This is a genomic window from Vibrio sp. 2017_1457_13, assembly GCF_030851525.1.
GTDB lineage: Bacteria > Pseudomonadota > Gammaproteobacteria > Enterobacterales > Vibrionaceae > Vibrio > Vibrio metschnikovii.
In genome coordinates this window covers 185,315-203,768 of record NZ_VHTA01000005.1, presented here as the reverse complement: position 1 = coordinate 203,768, position 18,454 = coordinate 185,315, and the positions used below count along the sequence as shown (strand labels likewise).

Annotated in this window: 14 protein-coding genes and 2 pseudogenes; 5 read left to right on the top strand and 11 right to left on the bottom strand. The window is 43.5% G+C overall.

What is annotated here, in order from left to right:
* Positions 1–164: pseudogene (locus FKN88_RS17510) on the top strand (IS66 family transposase); the annotation flags it as partial.
* Positions 157–555: pseudogene (locus FKN88_RS08525) on the top strand (DUF4113 domain-containing protein); the annotation flags it as partial. The pseudogenes FKN88_RS17510 and FKN88_RS08525, both read left to right, overlap by 8 nt.
* A gap of 228 nt (positions 556–783) precedes the next feature.
* On the opposite strand, the gene FKN88_RS08520 reads toward FKN88_RS08525, so the two are convergent.
* Positions 784–3,486: an ATP-dependent RecD-like DNA helicase gene (locus FKN88_RS08520; protein ID WP_154170884.1), complete on the bottom strand. Its 2,703-nt coding sequence runs from the start codon at positions 3,484–3,486 to the stop codon at positions 784–786.
* Positions 3,487–3,988: 502 nt separating this feature from the next.
* Entirely contained in the window at positions 3,989–5,035 is a 1,047-nt protein-coding gene (locus FKN88_RS08515; protein ID WP_154170883.1) for a GMP reductase, read from the bottom strand.
* Positions 5,036–5,589: 554 nt separating this feature from the next.
* On the opposite strand from FKN88_RS08515, the gene FKN88_RS08510 reads away from it, so the two are divergent.
* Positions 5,590–6,588 (top strand): 2-hydroxyacid dehydrogenase, encoded by a 999-nt coding sequence (locus FKN88_RS08510; RefSeq protein ID WP_306687427.1) that lies wholly within the window; start codon positions 5,590–5,592, stop codon positions 6,586–6,588.
* Here FKN88_RS08510 and FKN88_RS08505 read toward each other — a convergent pair.
* From FKN88_RS08505 to FKN88_RS08490, 4 genes are all read right to left on the bottom strand, one after another.
* Entirely contained in the window at positions 6,578–8,053 is a 1,476-nt protein-coding gene (locus tag FKN88_RS08505; RefSeq protein ID WP_306687428.1) for an NAD(P)H-hydrate dehydratase, read from the bottom strand. The two genes, FKN88_RS08510 and FKN88_RS08505, sit on opposite strands and share 11 nt — an antisense overlap.
* A gap of 42 nt (positions 8,054–8,095) precedes the next feature.
* The gene (locus FKN88_RS08500; protein WP_217524024.1) at positions 8,096–8,539 is read right to left on the bottom strand and encodes a PAS domain-containing protein; all 444 of its coding nucleotides are present in this window, start codon (positions 8,537–8,539) and stop codon (positions 8,096–8,098) included.
* The gene (locus FKN88_RS08495; protein ID WP_154170880.1) at positions 8,539–9,543 is read right to left on the bottom strand and encodes a response regulator; all 1,005 of its coding nucleotides are present in this window, start codon (positions 9,541–9,543) and stop codon (positions 8,539–8,541) included. The genes FKN88_RS08500 and FKN88_RS08495 overlap by 1 nt, the downstream gene beginning before the upstream one ends.
* A 168-nt stretch (positions 9,544–9,711) precedes the next feature.
* Positions 9,712–10,071, bottom strand: a complete 360-nt coding sequence (locus tag FKN88_RS08490) for an NADH:ubiquinone oxidoreductase (protein WP_154170879.1) — start codon at positions 10,069–10,071, stop codon at positions 9,712–9,714.
* Positions 10,072–10,572: 501 nt separating this feature from the next.
* Between FKN88_RS08490 and FKN88_RS08485 the strand changes: the two genes are divergently transcribed.
* Positions 10,573–10,782, top strand: a complete 210-nt coding sequence (locus FKN88_RS08485; RefSeq protein ID WP_004396923.1) for a cold-shock protein — start codon at positions 10,573–10,575, stop codon at positions 10,780–10,782.
* 65 nt (positions 10,783–10,847) lie between these two features.
* On the opposite strand, the gene hmpA is transcribed toward FKN88_RS08485, so the two are convergent.
* Complete coding sequence (gene hmpA, locus FKN88_RS08480; protein ID WP_306687430.1) at positions 10,848–12,047, bottom strand: NO-inducible flavohemoprotein; 1,200 nt, start codon at positions 12,045–12,047, stop codon at positions 10,848–10,850.
* 191 nt (positions 12,048–12,238) lie between these two features.
* Here hmpA and norR point away from each other — a divergent pair, with 191 nt between their 5' ends.
* Entirely contained in the window at positions 12,239–13,825 is a 1,587-nt protein-coding gene (norR, locus tag FKN88_RS08475) for a nitric oxide reductase transcriptional regulator NorR (RefSeq protein WP_306687431.1), read from the top strand.
* Between the two features lie 9 nt (positions 13,826–13,834).
* Here norR and FKN88_RS08470 read toward each other — a convergent pair whose 3' ends face one another.
* The 4 genes from FKN88_RS08470 to FKN88_RS08455 all read right to left on the bottom strand — a co-directional run bounded on the left by FKN88_RS08470 (position 13,835) and on the right by FKN88_RS08455 (position 18,400).
* The gene (locus tag FKN88_RS08470) at positions 13,835–14,713 is read right to left on the bottom strand and encodes a mechanosensitive ion channel family protein (protein WP_072670949.1); all 879 of its coding nucleotides are present in this window, start codon (positions 14,711–14,713) and stop codon (positions 13,835–13,837) included.
* Between the two features lie 144 nt (positions 14,714–14,857).
* A complete protein-coding gene (gene pepT / locus FKN88_RS08465) occupies positions 14,858–16,087 on the bottom strand; it encodes a peptidase T (protein ID WP_306687432.1) in 1,230 nt (409 codons plus the stop codon).
* A gap of 454 nt (positions 16,088–16,541) precedes the next feature.
* Positions 16,542–17,900 (bottom strand): alpha-amylase family protein, encoded by a 1,359-nt coding sequence (locus tag FKN88_RS08460; protein WP_154170875.1) that lies wholly within the window; start codon positions 17,898–17,900, stop codon positions 16,542–16,544.
* A 299-nt stretch (positions 17,901–18,199) separates the two neighbouring features.
* The gene (locus tag FKN88_RS08455) at positions 18,200–18,400 is read right to left on the bottom strand and encodes a restriction endonuclease subunit S (RefSeq protein ID WP_154170874.1); all 201 of its coding nucleotides are present in this window, start codon (positions 18,398–18,400) and stop codon (positions 18,200–18,202) included.
* Between the last annotated feature and the right edge of the window lie 54 nt (positions 18,401–18,454).

The window sequence follows — 18,454 nt, the reverse complement described above, 5'->3', positions numbered from 1 at the left end:
ATTCGCTTTGGTACCACCTCAGACGCGGTGATAAGTTCAGAGATCGAATGCATACGTTGGTAGAAACCTGCAAGAAACGTGGACTATCCAGCCTGTCTGTACTGACGCAGATCGTACAGGCGGTCTCGGCTCGTCAAGCATACCCAAACGTTATTGGCCTGTAGACAAAAGTCACTGTGTCGAGTGATGCTTTGTTTCGCTAACAGTTCACCATTTGACTCTCTTCCTGTGGCACGCCGAACGGTTTATCGTTTTGCGTATCCTACTGCTGATGTAACCCAGATAACTCAAGCCACCTCTCGGCTAGCTGAGCAGTTATTCCAAGAGGATGTGAGGTTTTATAAAATTGGTGTTGGGCTGGTTGACTTAGTTGACGGGCAGCATGAGCAGCCCGAACTATTCAACCTGACCCCGAATAATCCTAAGCTTATGAATGTGTATGACACGTTAAACAATCGATTTGGGAGTGATACTATCTTCCTTGCTGCTCAAGGCATAACTCAAAAATGGACAATGCGGCGTGAAATATTATTGCCTCAATACACCACCCGTTGACAAGATTGACCAAAAATTAAATGCTGATAGTGTGAATTATGTTCTACCTAATACAAAGCTAGCTTGGTTTTGCCCCAAAGCGTGTTGTGAACCAAAGTACAAACTTAGACTCTCAGCTGGTTCTGATATACAAAAATAGTGATTGTCAAAAGGCAAGAGCTGACCCCGTTACTTCCTTCTAACTTCATCAGAATGTTCTGCGCAGGAATAAACTTCCCCAGCAAAAAGCTAATTAACAGTTTGAAGATCACACCGAGTTTTCAGAAGATGTACGTCTCTAGAGTTAGTGTTCCTATCTAGTTTTTTTAACACGCTTTGTTGCGTCTCCGGTGTCCAGAATATTTTTAAGTACTTCCTAGCCCTAGTTACAGCCGTATAGAAAATGCTATGAGAAACATCATCCTCGTTCGCATCTGTGATGACAATTTTCACGGACTCATACTCTAAACCTTGTGCTTTATGGATTGAAACCGCATAGGCTACTTGGAATGGCACCGTTGTGTTGTGTGAGTCGTCATCCTCATCGCTGCTACTAGGAAGGTCAAAAACAGTAAACCTCACTACAGAATCAGCTATCCATTCTAGATCTTCAATATGATATACATCAAATTCACTTACAGGGCGGTCTAACCACACATCAAATTGAATCCACCCCGGAGCTTGAACTATAGCTTCTATTCGCCCTTTTAGGTTATTGTAAATTACTGGACGAAATCGATCTGTGTCAGAGAATAGAATTGGATCCCCAACTTTAAAAATTGCCTCACGCCATGAAAATGCTTGGTTTTGGTTACTACTTTGCATGAAACGATTTACGTTATTTATACCGTAAAGGCCATCATAATTCAGGCAAAGTACTATTTCATCTGACGCATTTTTATCAAAAAGTTCGCTATTTAACAGGGTTGAATAACCATTCTGAGCCATGCATTCAGCAATATCGTCCTCAATATTCCTCACTTTGTTCCAAAAACCCAACAAAGATTCGCTACTTGTACGATAAGGTGTTTTTAGTTCAAATATTGAGTCTCCAGGGATAAAAGAATTTATTGCCCAAAACCAGTTACCAAATTGAATTGACTCAATCTGGTAACTATCGCCGACAAGGATAAGTAACTCAAACGAGGTTTTTTCTAATATTGTAAGTAAATCAGCATTGCTTACCGTGCTGCACTCATCAATGATAAGAACATCATAAGCAGTATTGTCCTGGCTATAAGTGTGACTTCTAATAGTTTTGAAAGTAGAGTTTTGTGCACTGACTTTTCGTTTCAAGTTGTCAATTGCCGGGTTAGTATGTGCGAGAAATAGCTTTTCTTTGTCATTAAAGTAGCTAGCAATATGGTCGACCATAGTCGACTTACCTGTTCCAGCTGCACCATAAATTAAAGCTACACATGATCTACTAAATAACTGAACTAAAGCATCTTTTTTCAGTGGATCGTCAATGTTGCGAGCTGTTTCCAACAACCAACGTTCTACGGCTTGAGTGTAACCTTGTACACCTGATGAAGACTTTTCTTGTAACTTTCTGACAATTTCAGCAGTGTCAGTTTCGTATCCTCTTATGAATACATGCCCTTTGTCCAATATCAACTGTCGGTGTGTATGTGTGTGATAAAGCTTGCGATTAAAAGTGGAAATCAAGCTGCTGGTATCGCCATAATGCACTAGATCGGCTATCGGAGTATAGAGAATACCATTACGTTCAACATTATTCTTGACTTGCCTTACCATCAATTCATGTTCTCTATTCGTCGTATCTAGACTTTCTACCAAATCCCAATATCTCGGATTGTGGCCCGGTAAGGAAGTGCAAAAAGGCATTTGATCAAACGGTATACAACCATACTTAAGGCTAAGTCCAGATAGATATTTACATGGGTTACGATCAAGCTGTGACTTTAGCGTTTTGTTGTACATTCTTAGCATCAAATAGCGAACTACGTTGTATCCTGCGGAGCGAGATCTCACTATATTTCGCGCTACATCTAGCACTGGAAATACTCTTAAAGATGTAGCACCTTGCGTACCAACCGTTTTAAGAGAGTTATACGATTGATCTGACATATCAATTAAGTCTAATAAGTTCACTGCCTCATGAGTAAGCATGTTCATGAGAAAACGATATTCAGGCGAGTTTGTGCGCACACCTAGTGGTGCATTAAGCAGTCTTGCTAAGTTATCAAACTCACAAGGTCGAATAGAGACTTCCCACTCCCGTATGATTATGATCGGCATTGTATAGCCTATAACTGATATGCTGTCCTGTTGAAGTGTCAGTATTGCTGCATAGTTGTCGGAAATGTCTATGTGTGTGAATGCTATTACACGATCTGCTTTAGTTGCTCTATTTACTGCTCTGTAAAATGTAACTTCATAGAAGATGCGCCCGTGACAGAAGAAAGGCTTTGTCTTATGTATATAGTACCTTTCAGGTGCTAGTAACTGATGATTGTAAGTGCTTGGATGTTGATTAATTCTTTCTGCTATACGTTCATGGTACTCTCGAAGTGAAGGATCTAGGTCAATAGGAAAACTTTCTAGATTCTCGAGAATAGATACATTGTATTGTTCACTAAGGAGATTTTTACTTCGGAGTAGATACTCGTAATATTTCAGCATCAAACGTTCAGAAGCATCACCATCAAAGGTGTAATGAGAGGTACTCTTTTGGGTAAGTTTATGGAACTTAGCTAAAAAATTTAGTTTTCCATTCCGCTTTGCATATTCGAGGGCTGGACCAACTTTGTTATAGTGAAAATCACTCTGTAACGTTCCTGCTTGTGTGAATACCACAATACCTTCGATGAGGTTTCTTAGTTGCGAAAGAATGTTTTGTGCTAACAAAGACCTGTGACCGCTCAAAGTTGCTATGTTAGAGCAGATAGCTTGATTAGCACTTATTATCTGGTTTTCGATTGATGCCATTGTGTAGCAGTTCCTTTACAAAGTCAGTTAAAGCTTCCAAAAGAAACCGACAGCGTTGTCTAGGAAACACAATTAATTCTCTTCGCTTCACCAAATTTTATAACGGCCACAAGCCTTCTCTTACTTGTATCCATTAATTAACCAAGATCACACGCTTGTCGATTTAACCAGCATAGCCGCATACTCAATGACACACTGTGCTCAAAATCGCACAAACCACTATAATGGAACAATGACTGTCAAAATGCTGAGTACCAAGCTATTGATACACTTAAAAATACAGGGGCGGGACTTGCCTTTTGCTTAGCTAAGTTTTCCCTAATTTAACAAAGCTACCAACCAACTTTTGTCCAAAAGTGAGTTTCAAACTTTGTTGTCATAAACTTTAATATCTTCCGATACGTTCATCCCCAATCACATAGACAGACTAGGTAATTGGGGTGAACGAACGTAGCTAACATTTCTGCACGTTCAAGTTGGCAAGGTATATTAGAAAGGGAACTTACTTCTCTTTACCAAACACCGTATTCTCTTGCTCCAACACGCGGATAAAAGTTGTACGCTTAGTGAGCTCGCGAAGCTCCGCTGCGCCGACATAAGTGCAGGTTGAGCGCACGCCGCCGAGGATGTCTTGAATGGTGCCGTGCACACTGCCGCGGTATGGCAATAATACGGTTTTACCTTCCGCAGCGCGGTAACCTGCTACGCCGCCAGAGTGCTTCTCCATGGCGCTCTTTGACGACATGCCATAGAACTTCATAAAGGTTTCGCCGTCTTTCACCACCAGCTCACCGCCCGCTTCTTCATGACCGGCTAACATACCGCCTAGCATGACAAAATCAGCGCCGCCGCCAAAAGCTTTCGCCACATCGCCCGGACAAGCGCAGCCACCGTCACCGATGATACGACCGCCTAAACCGTGGGCAGCATCGGCACACTCAATGATCGCTGAGAGCTGAGGGTAACCCACACCCGTTTTAACCCGTGTGGTACAAACCGAACCTGGACCAATACCAACTTTAACAATATCCGCGCCAGCGAGGATCAGCTCTTCACACATATCCCCTGTCACTACGTTACCCGCTGAAATCACTTTATCAGGGAAGGCAGCACGCACTTGCTGTACGTAATCGACCAAATGCTCTGAATAACCGTTAGCAATATCAATACAGATAAACAGCAGATCATCCGATAATGCCATAATATCTTGAGTTTTCTGAAAATCTTGCGGTGAAGTGCCGGTAGAAACCATCACCTTATTTAAGGTTTCACTATTCGCCGTTTGCACAAAGTCAGCCCAATCTTGCACTGTGTAGTGCTTATGAATCGCGGTCATGACCCCATGTTCAGCGAGAGCTTTCGCCATCGCGAAACTGCCTACCGAGTCCATGTTGGCGGCAATCACAGGCACGCCAGACCATTGACGGCCACTATGCTTGAAGGTAAAATCGCGGGTTAAGTTAACTTGAGAACGACTTTTGAGAGTAGAACGTTTCGGGCGAAACAGGACATCTTTAAAACCTAACTTAAGTTCTTGTTCGATACGCATGGTTATTTCCTTAGTTAATTCACTGTTTGTGCCTTAGCGCAAGGGTGCGGCATACCCAAGTTGGCAGACCTGAGTATGTTTCGGACACAAAAAAACCGGAGCGTTGGCAGACGCTCCGGTTTTCAGCATTATAGGGCGTGATTTCTTTCCGGCAAGTCTGATATTTCACTTTTTTTTGTGCTACGCTAGCGAAGATTTCATATCCTTTATCTAACGACACCCTCTCCTACGCAAACAAAGTTCATTAATCACGTTAAATCAACAAGTTAACACCAACTCTTCTAAATGTGTTTTATTTAACGCTTTGGGCAACAAAACCCACTTGCGGCGTTTTATGTCTGATCTTTAGTAAAAGTGTGATGGCAGACCTCGTTTGCAAACGGTTGCGACAACGGTTTCTTGAGATGAATGTGACTGAAACACTGGCTGAACCACTCTATCCCAGAGAAAAAATGGGGTTTATTTTTATTACGATTAGGTTTATACCGAGAACAATGATACTCATTAGTGCGTACTATTTTGACTCGCCTGATCTTATTTGAGGAGACAGCACCATGATCAATGTCGCTTTTTTTAGCGCGAAAAACTACGATGAACTCTCTTTCAACCGATTTATTGACCCTCAGCAGCTCACCTTTCATTTTCATGATTTCCGTTTAACCCAAAAGACCGCACAAATGGCTAAAGATTGCCAAGTTGTTTGCGCTTTTGTAAATGATGAATTGGATGCAGAAGTGCTGCAAACACTCTATCAAGGTGGCACTCGTTTAATTGCTATGCGCTGCGCCGGTTTTGATAAAGTTGATTTGGCAGCAGCGAAACAATTAGGTTTACAGGTAGTGCGGGTCCCTGCCTATTCACCAGAAGCGGTGGCTGAGCATACCGTGGGCTTAATGATGTGCCTTAACCGTCGTTTTCATAAAGCCTACCAACGCACCAGAGAGGCGAACTTTTCTTTAGAAGGTTTAGTCGGCTTTAACTTTTATGGTAAAACCGTTGGGGTGATTGGTACGGGGAAAATTGGGGTTGCCACCATGCGGATTTTAAAAGGGCTTGGTATGACGGTGCTTTGCTACGACCCTTATCAAAATCCAGCCGCGCTTGAATTAGGGGCAAAATACGTCGAGCTGCCTGAGCTATACGCTAATAGTGATGTGATCACTTTGCACTGCCCCATGTCGAAAGAAAATTATCATCTGCTTAATGAGCAAGCATTTAATCAGATGAAAGACAAAGTGATGATCATCAACACCAGTCGTGGAGAGCTGCTTGATTCTGCGGCGGCGATTGAGGCGTTGAAACGTGGTCGTATAGGCTCATTAGGCCTAGATGTGTATGACAATGAGAAAGATCTGTTCTTCCAAGACAAGTCTAATGATGTGATTGTTGATGATGTGTTCCGCCGTCTATCATCATGCCACAATGTACTCTTTACCGGACACCAAGCTTTCTTGACCGAAGATGCGTTAAATAATATCGCGCAAACCACGTTAAATAATATTCTAGTATTTAGCCAAGGTAAGCTATCCGGCAATGAGTTGATCAACGATTAACTAAACGGCGTAAATGGGGAATGAGATCGCTCGCGATGAGCCCTCTTTCGCCATGCTCATGGGCGTTTTGATCCGCCGCTTGACTGTGGATCAAAACCCCTACTTTAGCCGCATCAAACAAAGAGAGTCCTTGCGCAAGTAGGGAAGCTATCACCCCAGTCAACACATCCCCCATACCACCACTCGCCATGCCGGGATTACCCGCCAAGCAGACATACAGGCTTTCCCCGTCATAGACTAAGGTACCAGCGCCTTTTAATACCACAACGCCGCCGTATTTTTGCTGTAAGGCGCGTGCGGCCTGAAAACGATCGGCTTCGATAATTTCAACATCGGTCGCGAGCATTCTTGCGGCCTCTGCAGGGTGAGGTGTGATAATTCGCTGCTGATCGAAACAGGCGGATTGAGCAAGAAAAAACAACGCATCCGCATCCATTATTTTCGGCTTATTGAGGCTTTGAACTTCTCTGATGAGCTGTTGCGCTTTTTCATCTCGTCCTAAACCAGGACCAATGGCAACCACGCTGCACCATGCTAAACGTTGTTCAAGCAAACTGGCATCCGACCAACTGGCGACCATCACCTCAGGGCAACTGACCAACATCGCTGTGGTATTCCCGGGGTGAACCAAGGCTGCGTTCAGACCACTTCCCGTTCGCACACATGCCTGCGCGGCTAAAATGGCGGCGCCACCCATACCACTATTACCACCAATAAAGAGCGCCTTACCATGCAAACCTTTATGAGCGGTCCTTGATCTGGGCTGTAAGTAACGCTGAGGTGACTTGACATCGATAGCTTTCAGCGTAGGGGAGTTTTGCGCATTAAAAGCTTCTTCGATGCCTAACCCTGCAAAATGCAGATGGCCAACATAATCCCTCGCTTTCCCTGTCACTAAACCTTGTTTTAAGCCGACAAAACTCACCGTATGCTGCGCATAAATAGCACAACCAAGCGCACATCCTGTCAAAGCGCATAACCCCGATGGCACATCAATCGCAACGACAGGGGCTGAATGGTCATTAATCGTCTCGATCACCGCTTGCAATTTAGGACGAACGGCTCCCTTAATACCAATGCCTAGTAATCCATCAATAATCACATCGATATGATCTGGAATAGTATCGCTACAAGGAAAAACTTCTCCGCCACTATCTAACCAGTGATAATAAGCTTTTCGTGCATCATCACGTAAACATTCAGGATCGCCGAACTGCCATACCGTGACTTGAATACCCACCGATTGAGCCAGCCGTGCAACAATATAACCATCGCCACCATTATTGCCGCTGCCACAACACACTAACCAGTGATGAGAAGCCGGATACTGAGCTAAAGCAATGGTAAATACCGCTTGGCCAGCACGCTCCATCAACCGAAATATTTCTAAACCTTGCGCCTTAGCGGCTAACTGTTCACCTTGTTTGACTTGCTGTGGGGTATAAAAAAGTCTGGGCAAAGGCATGATAATTTTCCTACAACACTAGATGAGACACATCGCGTTAACTTACTGTCGAGATTGTAAAGAGGCCAACGCCTCGGTGGTGGCATCTTGAATAGACAGAAAAAGAGAATTGATTTTTCCTGTCGGCGTACGCATCGGGTTAAGAGTGATATTTTGGTACATAAAATCCGCTTGTTGGGTAATGGGCCGGACATTACGACACTTGAAGAGATAAGGGCGCTGCTGCCAAGTGATGAAACTGCGACAGCCTAAGTCATAAACGGGCTTGGTTTTTAATTTAAACCAGTCTGACGGGATTTCAGGGAAAATAGCAAAGATAGATTTGCCAATCACATCATGACCATGCTTACCACTGTGATGGGTCATAAACCCATTCCATACCTGTACTTCGTAGTCTCGATTTAAGACGATTAATCCCATATCAACGTTCTGGACCATGTCCACCATCCAGTGGAATTGCTCAAATTCAGCAGGGAGAGAAAGCATTAAAAATCCTCCATTAGATAAGCCAGTTTATTATCGAGCAACGGCAACGACTCATCGACAAACATAAACAGCAGATCACAACGAATTGAGGTGCCTTCAATATTGTAGCTGACCTCAAAGGTCATGGTTTTGGTAAATGAACCTGCGGTTGATTGAATCACCGAGTCTATCGAAATATGTTGACCAAGTAAGACGGGAGAGCTTTGAAAAAAGCGTACTTCCGATTGTTGACCGAGCCCATTAAGAAATGAGCCGACCAAAATATTCGAAACGTCCATTAATAATTCAAGCTCTTCCAACTCTTCGCTGTCCACCGGGACTTTCATTAATTTTTTTAAATCCGCGACACTGGAGTCACTGAGTAACACCAAAGCCTCTCCAGCAATCCCTTCACCACTAAAGCCCTGACAAACACCAGAAACCTGAACATTATCGGCCAGATCACGCAAAGCCATATGCAGTTCACTGACTTCTAAGATATTGATATTAGGTAAAGGTAACTCAACAAACACATCAAAATGGCGTGCCAACGCGTCGGCCGCTTGACCAATCGATACGTTAGCCACTTCCATGTAAACATCACGACGCCGTAAGATAGGCAGATCAATCGAAACTGGCGTGACAATACGCGGCTGCGTCGGCGGCTCAACCAGCTCACGCAGAACATCGTTTAAGATCGTTTTATCAATAGGTTTTTGAATAAATGCGCGAGCACCGAGCGCCATCACTCGCTCTTTGGCTTTGGGTTGGATGTCACCAGAGACCACCACCACGGGAGTCTGATCACCACGCGCTCGCATCGCTTCAAGCGTTTCAAAACCATCTAACTCTGGCATGGTTAAATCTAAGAACATTAACTTAAACGAGTGCTTATCAAGCTGCTCCAATGCATCAACACCATGTACAGCAAAGGTGATGTCTGCATTCAACGAAGCGGGTAAAGAACGAGCCATTTGTTTTCGGGCTAATGCAGAATCATCGCAGATCAACACTGGGTAAGACATACCACCACCTATTGTTAGCTTTTATTAATTAAAAGTGTATACCCAAATCGAATCAGCGTACTAGGTTATCGTGATTTAATTATTGATAAATGGCACTTTTTAAAAACCATTTGATGACGTTACTCGATACGGTTAAGTCATATAGCCAAGCTATCCGTAAGCTTAACATCACGATTTAGTCATTGGCGAAGGAGCGGCCCGTTGACGGGAGCGAAGATAAAAGCCTAATGACGTCGCCGCGATAGAGAAAATTAAATACGAGAGTGCAAAGATCGCAGGAGAAGTCATCCAACCCATCGCCATCCCCCAAACGACACCAATAATGGTGATCGCAAACTTAAATAGTAAACCGCAAAAAAGCAGCAGTAATCCTTGTTCGGGAAATCGTGCGCGACTAAACGCCAAACCATAACACCCGGCGACGGCCGTGATAGCAGTAAGAGAACCAAGTAATAACGAAGGAAAGTGCTCGGCGGAGGCGAGAATAGCGACGAATAAAGAGACCGCAGCAATGATTAATATTTTCATCGTGGCCTACCTTAGTGAAAGGAGGAAATATGCCGCTAAAATGAGGCCGTTCTACTCACCTCGACCCACACCTCATATTAACGCTTTATTATGTACGCCTTTGCATAATAAAAGACAAGGTTGATCATTGAACTCTTGAGGTTAGCTCACAGAGCCATTTTCGCGCTATAGCGATAACAAGCCTTTCTTTAACAAGCAATAAACGCTCAAAGATTCCCCTATACTGGAGCTAAAAGTGAACTGAGTACATGATCAATTACACAGAAATGACACCTAGAGCAAAAAATAATTAAAACTCTTGCAATTCATCGCAAGTTCCAATTGACAACGATACAGATTGATCTAGACTCACTGACAGCTAGAAATGAAGTTCGTTGTATACACATTGTTTCGTTGGATTCCTTGTAACTCCCGTCGTGTCGTACGCAATAGCAAGCTACTTTTCCATGCTATCCGTGCCGAATTCGGCCTATATACAAAATGTTTTTTAGGATTTTTACTATGTCTACTCCTGTTACTGGTACCGTTAAATGGTTCAACGAAACTAAAGGTTTCGGCTTCATTAAACAAGAAAACGGTCCTGACGTTTTTGCTCATTTCAGTGCTATCCAAAGTGAAGGTTTCCGCACTTTGGCTGAAGGCCAAAAAGTTGAGTTTGTGATCACACAAGGTCAAAAAGGCCCTCAAGCTGAAAGCATCAAAGTCCTGTAATAGACGAACCTAATACTTAATAGCCAGCTTCTTAGCTGGCTATTTTCATTTTATATTCTCATATCTTAACGATTCAGCTCGGCATGAGGGCCAAACACTTCATAATGAATCCGTTCCGCATCAACGCCTAAACTCATCAACTGTTTGACTGTATTTTCCATAAAACCAAGTGGACCACAGAGATAATAATCCCCGTCATCAATTGGCAAAGTTACGGCTGATAAATCCATTTGACCAGTATGCGTATTAGCGCCTTCACCACGTAAATACCAAACCTGCTGTTGCCATTCTTTGCCTGAGGTTTGCTGGGCTGCGATGAGTGTCGCCGTTTCTTCTAAAAAGGTGTGTTGTTGTCGATCATGACAAGCGTATAAATAATGAACCCGATTTTTATCCTGCTCGGCAAGAGTCTGTAACATCGCTTGCATCGGAGTAACACCGACGCCAGCAGAAATAAGTACCACTGGACGCTGACGCTCAACGTAGTAAAAATCACCCGCTGGCGCATATAGAGCAACCGAGTCGCCAACTTGAACGTTATCGTGCAAATAGTGCGAGACTACCCCTGCGTTTTGATTGTCCGCTCCTTCACGCTTAACCGATATCCGGTAATACTCGCCGTTTGTCGCGTGAGATAACGAATATTGGCGGATTTCTTGATATCGATGCCCCGCAGGTTTCACTTCTAATCCTATATACTGACCTGCTTGATGAGCAAGTACTGGTAAACCATCTTTGGGTTTTAGGATAAAACTGGTCACCAATAATGATTCTGGACGCTTGTCTGCGACAATAAACTCGCGCGCATTAGACCAACCGCCGATCGCTTGTTTACGCTGTAAATAGAGCTCACCTTCTCGATCAATAAAAATTTGTGCTAAGAAGAGATAGGCTTCTGTCCACGCTTGTTCTACTTCGCTCGTAAAAGCCTCTGGTGCTAACTCTCGTAATGTTTCAATCAAATGATGACCGACGATTTGATAATGATCCGGTTGGATATTAAAACTAGTATGTTTATGAGCGATACGTTCAACAGCGCTAGTGAGAGCCGCTAAGTTATCGATATTTTTAGCGTAAGCGGCGACAGCACTAAACAGAGCAACACTTTGGCGACCTGTTTTTTGATGGGTCATATTAAAAATATCTTTTAATTCAGGGTTATGAGTAAACATACGCTGATAAAAATGGGCCGTAAGTGCGGGGCCTGCAGACTCTAGTAAAGGAATCGTACTTTTAATGATTGCGATAGTATGGTTGTTGAGCATAAATCGACGTCTCCTGATATAAGATAATTGAAAATAAACTGACTTCCACTATCCCATTTGCAGGTTCAATGCCAAAACTTAACCTATTGTTATTAAAAGAAAACCATATAATCCCCTTATAAAATCATGTCAAATTAACTTCTTTTAAATTAGTCATTTTGACTCTATCATGTCCAAAAGGAGCGATGACCATGCAAGATTTTTCTGTTTCCACCGTAGTAGACATGACGATTGGCTTAGCCAGCGGTATTAACGATCAAGATCGTTTTCATCGCTTATTGGATGCGATTCGCAAGACCATTCAATGTGACTGTGTGGTGTTGATGTCACGGCAAAATGACACGCTTATTCCACTAGCGATGCAAGGCTTAACCAGAGATACACTGGGGCGGCGTTTTATCATCTCAGAGCACCCGAGACTGGATATTATTTGCCAATCGAGCTCTCCAGTGCGATTCGGAGCCGACTGCCCACTCCCCGATCCTTTTGATGGTTTACTGATGGAGCATGACGATGATCTGCCGATTCACGCTTGTATGGGTCTACCTTTGCTCTTTGGCGATGTATTATTAGGCGTTCTGACCCTCGATAGCCTCACCCCCAATGCTTTTAATGACATACCCATGCGCAGTCTAGAGGCTTTAGCGGCGATCGCGGCCTCAACATTGAAGTTAGCGTTGACTCTCTCACAACTGGAAGCTCAGGCTAAATATAGCCAGCAGCGTCTAGAAGCCCTCAACGAAGACGTTTGGCAACGAGAAAAAGGGGACATCATTGGCAATAGTGATGCTATACGGATCATGATGTCGGATATCCACGTTGTCGCTCCCTCCGATCTCACCATTATGATTCATGGTGAAACAGGGGTCGGAAAAGAGTTGATTGCGCGTACCATTCACCAGCTATCTGCTCGCAAACACCAACCTATGGTCTATGTGAACTGTGCGGCTATCCCTGAAAATTTAGTCGAAAGTGAGCTATTTGGGCATGTAAAAGGCGCTTTTACCGGCGCTGAACGTCATCGAATGGGGAAATTTGCTTTAGCCGATGGGGGAACGTTATTTTTAGATGAGATTGGCGAATTGCCTTTATTAGCGCAAAGTAAATTACTGCGTGTATTACAAAACAATGAGATTCAACCTGTCGGTCAAGATACGGTACAAACCGTCAATGTTCGTATTCTCGCCGCAACGAATCGGGATTTAAAACAAGAGGTTCAAGCCGGCCGTTTTCGAGCCGATCTTTACCATCGATTAAGTGTTTACCCAATTTGGGTCCCCCCACTTCGTGAGCGCACCGGTGATATTGCCTTATTAGTCGGGTACTTTCTGGAACAAACCCGGCGTAAACTCGGTATCGTGCAATTAAAAATCGCCGCCCCAGCGCTCAGTTACCTGATCCATTATTCATGGCCTGGCAATGTTCGAGAGTTAGAGCATGTCATTAATCGTTCCGCACTCAAAGCTCGCGCTCTAAAGCCTAACCAATCCTTAGTGACCATTGATTTAATGGAAATAGGAACTCTCGATGAATCTTTAATCGCGACTCATCCTCCACAAGCTTGTGCCGAGCAAGCTGTCAGGGCGTCAGATCAGGAATCATTAGGCTTACGCACTGCAACCGATGCGTTTCAACGTCAATTGATCTGTCAAGCTTTGGAGGAAGCAGAATACAACTGGGCTCAAGCGGCACGAAGACTCGATGTGGATCGTGCCAACTTAACTCGTCTTGCCAAACGACTTGGCATACAACTGCACAAAAAACACAGTATTGAATGACTTGACGCGTTAACTCTCACTCTCTTGGGCGGGTTCTTGCGCTACGGCTGGCTCAGGTGGAAAAGCTTTTTCATACGCCTCCATAAAATCTCGGCGGATCAATTGCTCTAATTGGTTCGCTTTATCGGTTGGGCAAAAGATCATAAAGTGCACCACTTGCTCGCCCGCCCCTGCACTGGAAATTTCAATGTGCGGCTCAGCACTGGGTAAATCAACGCCAGCATGTTTCTCAATCATATTGTTATAACGCCGAGCAACATCAATAAAATGAGCAAAATGCGTTTCCATTCGCTGATACATGATCGGTAACAAGGGATACAAATTAACGAATCGGGGCACGATAATGGTGAAATTATGGAAGACATAACGCTTCATAAAGTTTAAATTTTTCACTGGGTAAGTGAAAAACATGCTGTTAGGTAGCGTCGCCGTCTTGCCTGTGTAATGGTATTGACCATGCTGCAAATCAATCTCTTGAATGACGGTCGCCATCATGTTGTGCTCAATCACTTCACCACACAGTTTGCCCACTTCTATCCAATCCCCCATACGAAATGAGCGAGAGCTGGCACGTTGAATTGAACCGGTGAAGCAAAGAATGATCTCTTTTGAAGCCACGACAATGGCGATGGCAATCGCGGTTACCGATAGTGCAAACTGACTGATCTCTGATTTCCAGAGTAAAAATAAAATTAAAATCGTGGCAACAAAAGCACCATTTTTGGTCCGTGACATCCATTTACGCTGCTCTTCAGTCAAAAAAGAGACTTCACCACGAATTTGCGATAGCACTAACCGTTTTAGTGCCATGATCAAGAAAATAATAAGTAGCGTTAATATCAACTTATTTTCTTGTAAAAACGCAATGGCGACGTAGAGATGTTGCATGGTAAAAATTCCTAATCCATTATCTTTTTTATTGAGTGTTTTATACCGTATTGATGGTCTTATGCCTACATGAAGTTGCTTAGGCATCCAAAAACCATAAAAAAACGCTAAAGCGATCCCTTAGCGTTGATTGACAACAAACCTTTATGCGTAACGCTGTGCGGTTTTCTCTGCTAATTTCACAATCACTTGAACTGCTTTCTCCATTCCCTCAATAGTAATAAACTCATGAATACCATGGAAGTTATAGCCGCCAGTAAAAAGGTTCGGGCAAGGTAATCCCATAAAAGATAAACGCGCACCATCTGTTCCACCACGGATAGGCTTAATGATTGGCGAGATACCACACTCAAGCATCGCTGATTGGGCTAATTCAATGATATGTGGGTGCGCCATCACTTGCTCTTTCATATTCGCATACTGATCCGTTATGACTAATTCAATATGGCCTTTAGCCAAACGTTGATTAAGCCGTTGTACTTGTTGCTGCATAAATGCTTTACGATCGGCAAAACCTTGACGTGAAAAATCACGAATTAAGTAATCTAACTGTGATAATGCAACGCTCATCTTAGCGGATTTAAGATGATAAAAACCTTGATAGCCATCGGTATTCTCTGGAGTCTCTTGTATCGGCATCATGGCAATGAAGTCACTGGCGAGATACATCGAATTCACCATTTTATTCTTTGCTGTTCCAGGATGAACATTAACACCGTGGCAAATAACCTGAGCGGTAGCTGCATAGAAGTTTTCAAACTCCAGCTCCCCGACAGGACCACCATCAACGGTGTAGGCCCACTCTGCTGCGAACTTTTGCCGATTAAAATGATCAGCACCACGACCAATTTCTTCATCAGGAGTGAAAGCGATGTAAATATCACCGTGAGGAATGGAAGGATCGGCAATCAGCATCTCAATGGCGGTAATGATTTCGGCAATGCCTGCCTTATTATCAGCGCCGAGCAAGGTATGGCCATCGGTCGTGATTAAGTGCTCACCGTGAAGTTGATGCAGCTCTGGATATTGAATCGGTGAGAGAATTTCATCGCCTTTACCAAGAGCAATGTCTCCCCCTTGATAATGTTCGACAATCTGCGGTTTGACGTGTTTACCTGAAGCGTCTGGTGCCGTATCTAAATGAGCGATAAACCCGATGGCAGGAACCGTATAGTGAACATTAGAGGGCAAGCAGGCCATTACATAGCCGTATTCATCCACACTCGCCTCAGTTAATCCGATTTGCTGTAATTCTTCAACAAGGTGCCGCGCAAAAACCATTTGCCCACTGGAGCTGGGCGTGTGCGTATTTTTCGGCTTAGATTGGGTATCATAAGTCACATAGCGTAAAAAACGATCAACAAGATTCTGCATAGTAAATACTCACTATTCGGCAAGGCAATTAAAAACGTATACAACATCAAAGCCCATCTTCGCCCAATAGACGGAGACGATGTGGCTTGATACGCTACTGATTACTTTTGATAGTACGTCTTTGCTAATAAGATAACTTGCTATAAATCAGTTTTTAGTGGATTAGTCACAGGGGATGGATGAGTCAATGAGAGAGAAAGATCAGAAAAAAAATGAGAGACTGCTCCAGCAAAAACCATAAAATGTACATTTATTGAGCCGCTCATTGGCGTTTTTCGTCATCATTACTAAAATAATAAGGTAACTCGCTTCTGGTTAATGCACAGATATTACAGATATTAACGATTCAAACGGCTTAAACTCTCTAAACATCTCGCTAACGACGTCTTGCCTCTTGATATCAACTTATCGATTCAAGAGGCGCTTTTTTCATCAAAAGAATACCATTCATCCACTAGCGTTGAAGCACTAGCATTCGGCTGCTCATTGCTGGCGTTTCAATAGTCGTCATACTACCTTGGGCTTCAAACGTCTCACCAGTGTAGAGATCGTACAATCCATTCGTCCATTGCTTAAGCTCAACAGATTGGCTGCGAGCCGATTTATTGATGATCACGACCCCTTGTTCACCTCGGCGAAAGACCAATAGATCATCACTGGCTTCGATAGGTAACATGGGTAGCCCATGCATTTGATTATGAAAGGCAATCCCAGCCAAAATTTTAGGATCACACCAAGCATTCTGCCAACGCGGTTTTCCATTGCGAGCACAGAGTCCACTTGGGTTTAAATCCGTGTAGATCAACGGTACTCCGCCATCTCTACCAAGAATATAGCTATACGCCAGCGACTCTAACGTTTCTGACATCACGAGATCCATAAACACATCGTTATTAGGAATATCATGAGTAATAGCAAAGGTGATAGCGCGCTCTTTCGATAACGCTTCACCAAAACAGTAGGGGTCAATTAACGCTTTTAAACTGCCTTTCGGCTGTAACGCATTAAAGACAGTCTGAAATAAGGGGAAGTCATAAGCTCCCAAACGGGTTTGCTCTAAATAGGGCTCTAAAAACAGTTTATATTCCGCTTTGGTCGCTCCACCATCGGTGATGATCTCGCCAAAAATATGCACATCATGAGTGATCTCTTCACTCCATACACGCTTGAGATGCTCAATGGTCATATGCTTGGCAGCATCAATCCGAAACCCTTTCACGCCCATTGCTTTTAGCGCCAACAGATAGGCTTGCTGCTGTGCAACGACATGAGGATTATCACGTAATGTAGGTAAACCTGCATCATGTGGACCACCTGAAATACGTCCGTTTTGCACTTGCCATTTATCTTGCCAATCTTTAATACCAAAGGCTTCGACAAAATCATCTTCGGTAAACAGGGGTTGAGATAAGTCACCAAACAAACGTTGTTGTTGGTAATACTCATCACGCTGAGCATAGTCGTTAAGATCGTCATCACTTGGATATTGTAAGTCCAAGCGATGGGTTGATTCATTGGCCATGTGATTAAATACCACATCAGCATACACCCATAAACCCAGCGCTTCTAAACTCGTAACCATCGCTTGAAACGTGCTGGTATTGCCCAATTGATTATCAATCACTCGATAATCTTGTGGCTGATAACGCTGCCACCAAGGAGTACCACTCGGTTGTTGGTAAGACTTCATCGGCGGTGAAACTAATACGGCTTTATAGCCTGCTTTGGCAATCTTTGACGCATGCTCGGTAACTTTGGCATAAGGCCAATCAAAAACATGTAAAATGACATCCGTCGGCTGAGAACTGATCATCTTGAATACTCCTGTTTATCTAGCCAGCGAAAGAAAACTTAAAAAATCAATGAATGCAGCTCGCTAGAACAATTCGATTATAGTGACCATGATTATAGGTTGCTGGAGCAAAGCGCCATCCCCCTTTATGGAATTATTGATGGTGGAGACCCAAGGCGTAGAATCACGCTTTCGCTAGGCAACGAAATGTTTAGGATGGATTAAAAAACCGTCAAGAAATCACATTTGCTCGTCGTACGGTATAGGCAGAAAATCACAAAGGCAGTAAAGCGCCTTTGTGATTGAATAAAAAAAGAAAATTAGTGTACAGGGGCATCACTGGCAGCAAAAAACGGCCCAAAATGTTGCTCTAATATTTCTGGAGTTAGTTCACCAGCCGCTTCTAAACGCTTAAATTCAGCCACCAAAGCACGCTGTTCTTCCAAACTTGGTAGTGGTGTTTCAGGTTGGTCGCTAAGCTGAGCGGTCATGTTCTCTAACTCTTGTTCAATATCTTTCATAGTATGCCTCTTCAATTAAAAACCTTGTAGTCTACTTAAGTCACCACAAGGTAG

Coding starts and splice junctions, on each gene's coding strand:
- FKN88_RS08520 (WP_154170884.1), bottom strand. CDS start 3,486: ATGGCATCAATCGAAAACCAGATAATAAGTGCTAATCAAGCTATCTGC.
- FKN88_RS08515 (WP_154170883.1), bottom strand. CDS start 5,035: ATGCGTATCGAACAAGAACTTAAGTTAGGTTTTAAAGATGTCCTGTTT.
- FKN88_RS08510 (WP_306687427.1), top strand. CDS start 5,590: ATGATCAATGTCGCTTTTTTTAGCGCGAAAAACTACGATGAACTCTCT.
- FKN88_RS08505 (WP_306687428.1), bottom strand. CDS start 8,053: ATGCCTTTGCCCAGACTTTTTTATACCCCACAGCAAGTCAAACAAGGT.
- FKN88_RS08500 (WP_217524024.1), bottom strand. CDS start 8,539: ATGCTTTCTCTCCCTGCTGAATTTGAGCAATTCCACTGGATGGTGGAC.
- FKN88_RS08495 (WP_154170880.1), bottom strand. CDS start 9,543: ATGTCTTACCCAGTGTTGATCTGCGATGATTCTGCATTAGCCCGAAAA.
- FKN88_RS08490 (WP_154170879.1), bottom strand. CDS start 10,071: ATGAAAATATTAATCATTGCTGCGGTCTCTTTATTCGTCGCTATTCTC.
- FKN88_RS08485 (WP_004396923.1), top strand. CDS start 10,573: ATGTCTACTCCTGTTACTGGTACCGTTAAATGGTTCAACGAAACTAAA.
- hmpA (WP_306687430.1), bottom strand. CDS start 12,047: ATGCTCAACAACCATACTATCGCAATCATTAAAAGTACGATTCCTTTA.
- norR (WP_306687431.1), top strand. CDS start 12,239: ATGCAAGATTTTTCTGTTTCCACCGTAGTAGACATGACGATTGGCTTA.
- FKN88_RS08470 (WP_072670949.1), bottom strand. CDS start 14,713: ATGCAACATCTCTACGTCGCCATTGCGTTTTTACAAGAAAATAAGTTG.
- pepT (WP_306687432.1), bottom strand. CDS start 16,087: ATGCAGAATCTTGTTGATCGTTTTTTACGCTATGTGACTTATGATACC.
- FKN88_RS08460 (WP_154170875.1), bottom strand. CDS start 17,900: ATGATCAGTTCTCAGCCGACGGATGTCATTTTACATGTTTTTGATTGG.
- FKN88_RS08455 (WP_154170874.1), bottom strand. CDS start 18,400: ATGAAAGATATTGAACAAGAGTTAGAGAACATGACCGCTCAGCTTAGC.